The organism is Peterkaempfera griseoplana (genome assembly GCF_001418575.1).
GTDB lineage: Bacteria > Actinomycetota > Actinomycetes > Streptomycetales > Streptomycetaceae > Peterkaempfera > Peterkaempfera griseoplana.
Window position 1 is genome coordinate 1 of sequence record NZ_LIQR01000022.1, and the last position, 6,892, is coordinate 6,892.

Here is a 6,892-nt window from a genome sequence, read left to right on the forward strand (position 1 = left end):
CACCAGTGCCTGCAGGCGGTCGTCCAGGCTGATCCGGTACGGGTTCATCCAGGCGTGCAGCTGGAGCCCCCGGCGGTGGGCCTCGGTGACGGCGGTGTCGAGCGGGTCCCAGCCCGGGTCACGGCCCTGGGTGCCCGTCAGGTACTTGGACCAGGGCTCCACCGTGGACGGCCAGCAGGTGTCGGCGCTCGGCCGCACCTGCAGAAAGACCGCGTTGAGCCGGTTGCGCACCGCCATGTCGAGGATGCCGCACAGTTCGTCGCGCTGGACGTCGGCGCTCAGCCCCGGCTTGGACGGCCAGTCGGCGTTGTTCACGCTCGCGACCCACAGGCCGCGCAGCTGCGGTACGGCGGCCCGCCGGCCCGGGCCGGGCGGGGCGGCGCCGAGCAGCATCCCGGTCGCCGCCGCCGCCCCGGCGGCGATCAGCCCTCGGCGGGTGGGTCCGGCGGCACGTCGGCCGGGACGGGCTGGCATGGCTCCCCCGATCCGGGCGGTCCCTCCGCCCCCGGGCATGCTGCGCCGCCGCGGTGCCCGGAGCAATGCGCCACACGGGCGCACGCCCCGGTGTCACTCTCCGGGGCGTGCGCCGGTGCCTGCGCGGTCGGCCCCGCCCGGGACGGTCAGCCGGTGACGGCCCGGTAGGCGTCGACGAGACCGTGCCCGTAGAAGCCGTTGCGGGAGTCCGGCCCCTGACACACGGCGTCGGGGGCGCCGTCGCCGTCATGCTGTCCGCCCCGAGGTCCCAGCTCTCGTTGCCGGCCGCGGCCTGCCTGGGGCGCTCCAGAGCCTGCCGCGCCACGGGCGACCGCCGGGGAGACCCGGCCGCCGGAACGACGGAACCGCCCCGCCCCGAGAACTCGGGGCGGGGCGGTTCCGGGAACCCGCCGCAGGTCAGACGCCGCGCAGCACCGCGCCGGTGCGCGCGACCGCCTCGGCCACCGCGGCGTCACGGGCCGCCGAGGCGTCCTCGGCGGTCAGCGTACGGTCCGCGGCGCGGAACCGCAGGGCGTACGCCAGGGACTTGCGGCCCTCGCCGAGCTGCTCACCGGTGAAGACGTCGAACAGGCGCAGCGACTCCAGCAGCGGACCGGCCCCGGACCGCAGGGCGGCCTCGACGTCGGCCGCGTGCACGGCGTCGTCGACCACCAGGGCGACGTCCTGGGTGGCCACCGGGTAGGTGGACACCCTCGGCCCGGACACCCGCTGCTCGCCGTCGGCGGACAGCAGATCGAGGTCGATCTCCATGGCGCAGGTGCGCTCCGGCAGGTGCAGCGCCTTGACGACCCGCGGGTGCAGCTCCCCGGCGTGGCCGACCAGCCGCTCCGTGCCGTCGGCACCGGCGACCAGCAGCGCGGCGCAGCGGCCGGGGTGCCAGGGCTCGTGCTGGTCCTGACGGACGATCAGCTCCACACCCGCGGCCCGCGCCACCGTACGGCCGGCCTCGACGGCGTCGGCCCAGGTCGCCGCGCGGCCCTTGCCCCACCACCCGTCGGACTCGCTCTGGCCGGCCAGGGCGACCGCGACCCGGCGCGGCTGGTCGGGCAGCGCCGCGTCCAGGGCGGCCAGCTCGTCCACGGTGGGACGCCGGTCGACGGGCAGCCGCGGCGGCACCGAGAGCTCGGCCTTGGGGCGGAACACCAGGCCGGTCTCGAAGACCGCCACATCGGTGTTGCCGCGGCCCACGTTGCGGTGCAGCGCGGCGAGCAGGCCCGGCAGCAGGGTGGTGCGCAGGGCGGGCTCGTCGTGGTTGAGCGGGTTGACCAGCTTCACCGTGCGGCGGCGGGCGTCGTCGGCGGGCAGTCCGAGCGCGTCGAAGGCGGCCTCGCCGAGGAACGGGTAGTTCAGCACCTCGACATAGCCGGCCCCGGCGAGCGCCCGGCCGACCCGGCGCAGCCGCTTCTGCGCCGCGGTCAGACCGCGGCCGGAAGGCGCCTGCGGCATCCGGGAGGGGACGTTGTCGTAGCCCTCCAGCCGGATGACCTCCTCCGCCAGGTCGTTGGGGTCGGTGAGGTCGGGGCGCCAGCTCGGCGGGGTGACGGTGAGGACGTCGGCGCCGGTGACGGTGCAGCCGACCTCCTGGAGCCGCCGGGTGACGGTCTCCCGGCCGTACACGGTGCCCGCGACCCGGTCGGGGTGGTCCGCGGGGATGGTGATGGTGCGGACCGGCCGGGGCGCGGCGACGTCGGTCACGCCCGCGTCGGCGGTACCGCCGGCGATCAGCACCAGCAGGTCGACGACCCGCTGCGCGGCGGCGGGGGCCGCCTCGGGGTCGATGCCGCGCTCGAACCGCTTGGACGCCTCGGAGGGCAGCTTGTGGCGGCGGGCGGTACGGGCGATCGTCACCGGGTCGAAGTGGGCGGCCTCGACCACCACGTCGGTGGTGCCGAGCACCTGGCCGGACCCCGCGTCCACGGCGTGGTCGGCGATCTCGGTGGAGGCGCCGCCCATCACGCCGGCCAGCCCGATCGGGCCGGAGTCGTCGCAGATCAGCAGGTCCTCGGTGGAGAGCTTGCGCTCGACGCCGTCCAGCGTCCGCAGCTTCTCCCCCGCCTCGGCGCGCCGCACCTGGATCGGACCGGAGAGCCGGTGCCGGTCGTAGGCGTGCAGCGGCTGACCGGTCTCCAGCATCACGTAGTTGGTGACGTCGACGGTGAGCGAGACCGACCGCATCCCCGCCTTCTGAATCCGGCGCTGCAGCCAGATCGGGGAGGCGGCGGCGGGGTCGATGCCGCTGACCGTGCGGGCCACGAAGCGGTCGCAGCCCCGGGCGTCGGCGATCTTGACCGGGTAGCCGTCGGAGTCGGCCTGCGGCACGTCCAGCAGCGCCGGGTCGGCCAGCGGCAGTCCGTAGGCGATGGCCGCCTCACGGGCGACACCACGCACCGAGAGGCAGTAGCCGCGGTCGGGGGTGACGGCGATGTCCAGCACCTCGTCGACCAGCTGCAGCAGCTCGATGGCGTCGGTGCCCGGCTCGTACTCGGGCGGCAGCACCACGATGCCGTCGTGGTCGTCGCCCATGCCGAGCTCGCGGGCGGAGCAGATCATGCCCTCGGAGACCTTGCCGTAGGTCTGCCGGGCGGCGATCGGGAACGGGCCGGGCAGGACGGCGCCGGGGAGGACCACCACGACCTTGTCGCCGACGGCGAAGTTCCGGGCGCCGCAGACGATGTTCTGCGGCTCCCCGGTGCCGTTCGCCTTGCCGACGTCGACCTGGCAGTAGCGGATCGGCTTCTTGAAGCCGGTCAGCTCCTCGATCGCCAGCACCTGGCCGACCACCAGTGGCCCGGTCAGCTCGGCGCCGACCTGCTCCACGGTCTCGACCTCCAGGCCGGCGTTCACCAGCCTGGCGGCGACGTCGCGGCCGGTCTCGCCGGCCGGCAGGTCGACGTACTCCCGCAGCCACGAAAGCGGGACCCGCATCAGATCTCCATCCCGAAGGGGAGGGTGAAGCGCACGTCACCCTCGACGATGTCTCGCATGTCCTCGACGTTGTGCCGGTTCATCAGGATCCGCTCCAGCCCTAGGCCGAAGGCGAAGCCGCTGTACCGGTCGGGGTCGATGCCGCAGGCGATCAGCACCCGCGGGTTCACCACGCCGCAGCCGCCCAGCTCGATCCAGCCCTCGGAGGAGCAGGTACGGCAGGGGCGGTCCGGGTTGCCGACGCTCTCCCCGCGGCACACGAAGCACTGCAGGTCGATCTCGGCGGACGGCTCGGTGAAGGGGAAGTAGGAGGGACGCCAGCGCATCTCCAGGCCGCCGCCGAACATGGTGGCGGCGAAGTGCTCCAGGGTGCCCTTGAGGTCGGCGAAGGTGATGCCCTCGTCGACCGCCAGACCCTCGACCTGGCCGAACACCGGGGTGTGGGTGGCGTCCAGCTCGTCGGTGCGGAAGGTGCGGCCGGGGCAGATCACATAGATGGGGGGCTCGCGGTCGAGCATGGTGCGGGCCTGCACCGGGGAGGTGTGGGTGCGCAGCACCACGCCGCTGTCCTCCGAGCCGTCCGGGGCGGCGATGAAGAAGGTGTCCTGCATGGACCGGGCGGGGTGGTCCGGGCCCAGGTTGAGGGCGTCGAAGTTCAGCCACTCCGCCTCGACCTCCGGGCCCTCGGCGACCTCGTAGCCCATGGCCACGAAGGTGTCCTGGATCAGCTCCGTGAGGGTGGTCAGCGGGTGCCGGGCGCCGCGGGGGCCGCGGTCGTACGGCAGGGTGACGTCCACCGCCTCCTCGACCAGCACGCGGGCGTCACGCTCCGCCTCCAGCTCCTCGCGGCGCCGGGCCAGCGCCTGGTTGACCGCGCCTCGGGCCTGTCCGACGCGCTTGCCGGCGTCGGCCTTGGCGTGCGGGGGCAGGGCGCCGATCTCCCGATTGGCCAGCGCCAGCGGAGAACGGTCGCCGATGTGCGCGACCTTGGCGTCCTGCAGCGCGGCGAGGTCTCCCGCGGCGGCGATGGCCGCCAGGGCCTCGTCCCGCATCCGCTCGATCTCTTCGGGTTTCAGGGCCTCGACCTCGACCGGGTCGTACGACTTGTTGGGTGCCGACATCTCTATCTTTCCCGTGCTCCTGCTCGTCCGTGCTCGGGTGGTGGGGGCGTGGCCCGGCCCTTCCCAGGGGGTGTGATCCGCCTGACGTCGCTCGACGCCATCCAGCGAGTCTACTAGGGCTGGTCACGCTGATCCTGGACACCTTGACCGCCTCCGCGGCGCCGCACGGCCGGCCCGGTGCCCGTGGCTCCGCGGGTACGCGGCCGGCCGGGCTGCGCTGCTCCGGCGTCCCGGCGGCTCGGCGGCCGCCCCGGGGGGCTGGCGGGGCCGCGCCGCTCGGCGGCCCGCAGGGGTCCGCGGCGGTCCGGTGGGGTGGCCCGCCGGGCCCGGCTCACAGCATGAAGTCGGGGATTCCGGCGGGCAGGATAAATCGGAACCGGGCGCCGCCGCCGGGCGCCTGGTCGACGCGGATGGTGCCGCCGTGGGCCTCGACGATGCCCTTGACGATGTAGAGGCCCAGACCGGTGCCGCCGCGGCGGCTGCCCCGCCAGAAACGGGTGAAGACCCGCGGGATGGCGTCCTCGGGGATGCCGGGGCCCTCGTCGCTCACGGTGACGGCCGTCCCTTCCAGTACGCGCCCAGCGGGCTCGGTGCGGCGCGCCCCGGGAAGCCGGGGCTCCGCGGAGCCCTCGACCAGTTCCTTGGCGGGCTCCACCTCGATGGTGACAGTCCCCTCGCCGTGCCGCACCGCGTTTTCCAGCAGGTTCCACAGCACCTGGTCGACCTTGTCCGGGTCCGCCCACAGCTGCGGCAGCGGCTGGTGCACCCGGATCCGGAACCGCTCCGAGGCGATGCCGGCCGCGGCCATGGAGTCGGTGTGGCGGTGCACGGCGGCGGCGACGTCCACCACCTGGCGGCGCAGTTCCAGACGGCCGGCGTCGATGCGGGAGATGTCCAGCAGTTCCGCGATCAGCCGGGTGACCCGGTCGGCGTCGGCGTCGACGGTCTCCAGCATCAGCTTCTTCTGGTCGTCGGTGAACCGCTCCCACTTGCCGAGCAGGGTGGCGGTGAAACCCTTGACGCTGGTCAGCGGGGACCGCAGTTCATGGGCCACGGTGGCGATCAGCTCGGCGTGGCTGCGCTCGGTACGCCGCCGGTCCTCGGTGCCCCGCAGGGCGACCACCAGCCGCTGGAGCGGGCCGCAGCGCCCGGCGCGCAGATAGCGGGCGGAGACCAGCACCTCACGGCCGCCGGGCAGCAGCAGATTGCGCTCGGGCTGGCGGGTACGGGTGGCCAGACCGCCGTAGGGGTCGGTGCACTGCCACCAGCGGCGGCCGTCCAGGTCCTCCAGGGGCAGCACCTCGGTGTACGGGCGCCCCAGGGCGTCGGCCGCCGGGATGCCGGTGATCCGGGTCGCGGCCGTGTTGAAGCAGATCACGTCCCCGTACTGGTCGGCGACCACCAGCCCGTCGGGCAGGTCGTCGGGGTCGATCCCGGGTCCGGTGCCGTCCTCACCGGGCCCCTCACCGGTGTGCTGGGACAATCCGCTCCCCCCGTGTGCCGGCCGGCCTGTCTTCGAGGTGCCACACAGTAGCGTCTCTACCCGTCCGCGCGGCACCCTCCCGCCACCCGCTGGGCGCGGGCGGAGGCATAGAGGCAGACCGCCGCGGCGGTGGCCAGGTTGAGGCTCTCGGCGTGTCCGTGGATCGGCACCCGCACCACCTCGTCGGCGAGCGCCCTGGTCTGCTCCGGGAGCCCCCAGGCCTCGTTGCCGAAGACCCAGGCGGTGGGGGAACGCAGGGTGCCGTCGTCCAGCTCGGCGTCCAGGTCACGGTCGCCCGCGCCGTCGGCGGCCAGCACCCGTACGCCCGCCGCGCGCAGCCCGGCGACCGCGTCGGCCACCGGCACGCCCACCGCGACGGGGAGGTGGAAGAGGCTGCCCACCGAGGCCCGTACCGCCTTGGGGTTGTAGAGGTCGACCGAGGCGTCGGTGAGCACCACCGCGTCGGCGCCGGCCGCGTCCGCGGTGCGCAGCACCGTGCCGGCGTTGCCGGGGTCGCGGACGTGGGCGAGGACCGCCACCAGCCGGGGCCGGGCGGCCAACACGGCGTCGAAGGGGGTGTCGACGAAGCGGCAGACACCGACGATGCCCTGCGGGGTCACCGTCTGGCAGACCTCGGCGATCACCTCGGGGGTGGCGGTCAGGACCGGGACCCCGCCGCCGCGGGCCGCGGCCACGATGTCGGCGTGGCGCTCGGCTGCCTCCGGGGTGGTGTACACCTCCACCACCGCGTGCTCGCCGCCGGGGAGCAGGCCGTGGGCGACCGCCTCCCGTACCGCCTGGGGGCCCTCGGCGATGAAGCGGCGTTCCCTGGCGCGCTGCGGGCGGCGGGCGAGTCGGCGGGCGGCGG

5 protein-coding genes are annotated in these 6,892 nt (G+C 74.7%); all 5 read right to left on the reverse strand.

Annotated elements, in window-relative coordinates:
- A partial coding sequence (locus AOK09_RS01865; protein ID WP_157875764.1) for a glycoside hydrolase family 10 protein occupies positions 1-474 on the reverse strand: 474 nt, incomplete at its 3' end.
- A 417-nt stretch (positions 475-891) separates the two neighbouring features.
- A complete protein-coding gene (pheT, locus tag AOK09_RS01870) occupies positions 892-3,420 on the reverse strand; it encodes a phenylalanine--tRNA ligase subunit beta (RefSeq protein WP_055585314.1) in 2,529 nt (842 codons plus the stop codon).
- Positions 3,420-4,541, reverse strand: coding sequence for a phenylalanine--tRNA ligase subunit alpha (gene pheS, locus AOK09_RS01875; protein WP_055585315.1), 1,122 nt, complete (start codon positions 4,539-4,541; stop codon positions 3,420-3,422). Before pheS ends, pheT begins: the two co-directional genes overlap by 1 nt.
- A 331-nt stretch (positions 4,542-4,872) precedes the next feature.
- Positions 4,873-6,024, reverse strand: a complete 1,152-nt coding sequence (locus tag AOK09_RS01880; RefSeq protein ID WP_055585316.1) for a sensor histidine kinase — start codon at positions 6,022-6,024, stop codon at positions 4,873-4,875.
- Between the two features lie 56 nt (positions 6,025-6,080).
- A partial coding sequence (locus AOK09_RS01885; protein ID WP_055585317.1) for a TrmH family RNA methyltransferase occupies positions 6,081-6,892 on the reverse strand: 812 nt, incomplete at its 5' end.

Excerpts from the sequence above, each read along its gene's own strand:
- pheT (WP_055585314.1), bottom strand. The coding sequence starts at position 3,420 with ATGCGGGTCCCGCTTTCGTGGCTGCGGGAGTACGTCGACCTGCCGGCC.
- pheS (WP_055585315.1), bottom strand. The coding sequence starts at position 4,541 with ATGTCGGCACCCAACAAGTCGTACGACCCGGTCGAGGTCGAGGCCCTG.